The organism is Xanthobacter sp. BG11Y11_SDJG, from assembly GCF_057364445.1.
Window position 1 is genome coordinate 1 of the sequence record NZ_JBNFNU010000551.1, and the last position, 2194, is coordinate 2194.

General features: G+C 70.2%; 2 protein-coding genes. Both read right to left on the reverse strand.

Annotation, left to right across the window (positions count from 1 at the left end; translation table 11 throughout):
• Window positions 1-1542, reverse strand: a 1542-nt coding sequence (locus tag AC2W7M_RS24270; RefSeq protein ID WP_486135572.1) for a xanthine dehydrogenase family protein molybdopterin-binding subunit, incomplete at its 3' end; no start/stop codon positions are given.
• Between the two features lie 11 nt (window positions 1543-1553).
• Window positions 1554-2036, reverse strand: coding sequence for a (2Fe-2S)-binding protein (locus AC2W7M_RS24275; RefSeq protein WP_486135574.1), 483 nt, complete (start codon window positions 2034-2036; stop codon window positions 1554-1556).
• Window positions 2037-2194: the final 158 nt, after the last annotated feature.

Below are 2194 nucleotides of genomic sequence, written 5' to 3' on the forward strand. Positions count from 1 at the left end.
TGCGTGGGCGCGGCGCGGCCATCGCGCGCGCCCTCCATCACCGGCTCCTTGCTGAGGGCGATGCGCGTCGTGCCGCGGGGAGCGTCTGGGTCGGCCCGCCGGTGCGGGTGTCGGCCGGCCGATCTGGCCGCGCTGGTCGATCACGGTGGCCGGGATCTGGCCGCGCTCGCCGGCGCCGCCGCTCGCCACCGAGGTCTGCCGCCGTGCGGTGTCGGACAGCGGCCAGCCGGCCTTCTCCGCCGCCACCTGCACGCACTCGATCAGCGCCGTGTTCTTGGCCACCCGGCGATGGGCCTTCATGTCGCCGTCGCGGTAGGCGTTGAGGATGCGCAGCTCCATCGGGTCCATGTTCACCGCCTCCGCCACCCGGTCCATGTGGACCTCGATGGCGAAGTCCACCGCAGTGACGCCGAAGCCGCGCATGGCGGTGGAGGGGCAGCGGTTGGTGTAGGCCACGTAGACGTCGGACGAGACGTTGGGGATGGAATAGGGGCCGGGGATGTGAGCGGTGCACTTGATCGCCGCATAGCTCGACAGCCGGGTATAGGCGCCGGCATCGAAATAGGAGCGGATGTGCCGGGCGACGATGCGCCCGTCCCGCATCACGCCGTCCTTCACATAGATCCGCTCGGCGCCGCGCGGCGAGCCGGTGAGCATCTCCTCCTCGCGGTCGAGCACGTAGCGCACGGCGGCCGTGAGCATGGCGCCGAGCACAGCGAGCGGCTCGGTGAGCGAATCCACCTTGCCGCCGAAGCCGCCACCCACCGTGCCGCCGATGAAGTGCAGGCGGTTGGATTCGAGGTTGAGGATCTTCGCCGTGGTGCCGAGCGAGAAGAACAGGCCCTGGGCGCAGGAATGCACCACGTAGCGGTCATTGTGCTCGGGCGCGGCGATGGTGCCGTTGGTCTCGGTGGGCGCGTGCTCGATGGGCGACATCTGGTAGCGCGCCTCGACCACCTGGTCGGCGCGCGCGAACGCCGCCTCCACGACGCCGAAGCGCAGCTTCTGATGGTCGAAGCGCTCGTGATACTCGAAGTAGTTTCCGGGATAGGTCTCGTTGACCACCGGGGCGCCGGGCTTCAGCGCCTCTTCCACGTCGAACACCGGCTTCAGCGGCTCGTATTCCACCCGCACCAGCTTGCGGGCGGCGTGAGCCTGGGCCTCGGTGTCGGCGATGATGGCGACCACCGGCTCGCCCTTGTAGGAGACCTTGGAAACCGCCAGCGTCGGCTCGTCGTCCTTGCCGAAATTGATGAGGCTAAGCAGCGTGTTCTTGTTCACCGGCACGTCGGCGCCGCGCAGCACCCGCTTCACCCCCGGCGCGCGGGAGGCGGCGGAGATGTCGATGGCGCGGATGCGGGCATGGGCGTGCGGGCTGCGCACCACCTTGAGGTGGAGCAGGCCGTCGAAGGCGTGGTCGTCGAAGAAGCGCGTGCGCGCGGTCACGTGCCCCGGCATGTCCTGGCGCTGGGAGCCCTTGCCCACCTCGTTGAGATTGTCGTCGCGTTCGTCCGCGAAGAGGTCCTTGCGCATTTCCAGCATGGCGGCCTCCTTCAGGCGCGGCGCGCGCCGGGCGAACCGGCGGCGGCGAGGATGGCGGCGATGATCGGCTCGTAGCCGGTGCAGCGGCAGATGTTGCCGCTGATCGCCTCCACCACCTCGTCGCGGGTGGGGTTGGGGTTCTTCGCCAGCAGCGCGCGCGCGGCGGTGAGCATGCCGGGCGTGCAGAAGCCGCACTGGGCGGCGAAATGGTCCATGAACGCCGCCTGGAGCGGGTGGAAGTTTGGCCCGTCCGCCATGCCGGAGGCGGTCTCCACATGCCGTCCCTCGCAGGCGACGGCGAGGGTGAGGCAGGACAGATGCGGCTCGCCGTCCACCAGCACGGTGCACACCCCGCACGTGCCCTGGCCGCAGCCATATTTCGGCGCGAAATCGCCGAGGCCCCGGCGCAGGGTGTTGAGCAGGTTCTCCGCGCCGTCCACGAAGGTGGCGCGATCGGAGCCGTTGAGCCGGAACTGGACCGGGTGCTTGGCCATTTCGGTTCCCTCAGCGCGCGGCGCGGCCAGCAGCCGGGCGAGGTGGACGGGGCAGCACTTCGCGGCGATACCAGGCGCTGGCGATGGCGTCTGTTTTTCGGGGCCGCGTGCCTTTCGAGCGCCGCCTGCCGCGCCGCGGCAGCGTCGCGGCGTCGAGC

Bases quoted from the DNA above. Each gene is read 5' to 3' on its own strand.
- AC2W7M_RS24275 (WP_486135574.1), bottom strand. From the start codon at position 2,036: ATGGCCAAGCACCCGGTCCAGTTCCGGCTCAACGGCTCCGATCGCGCC.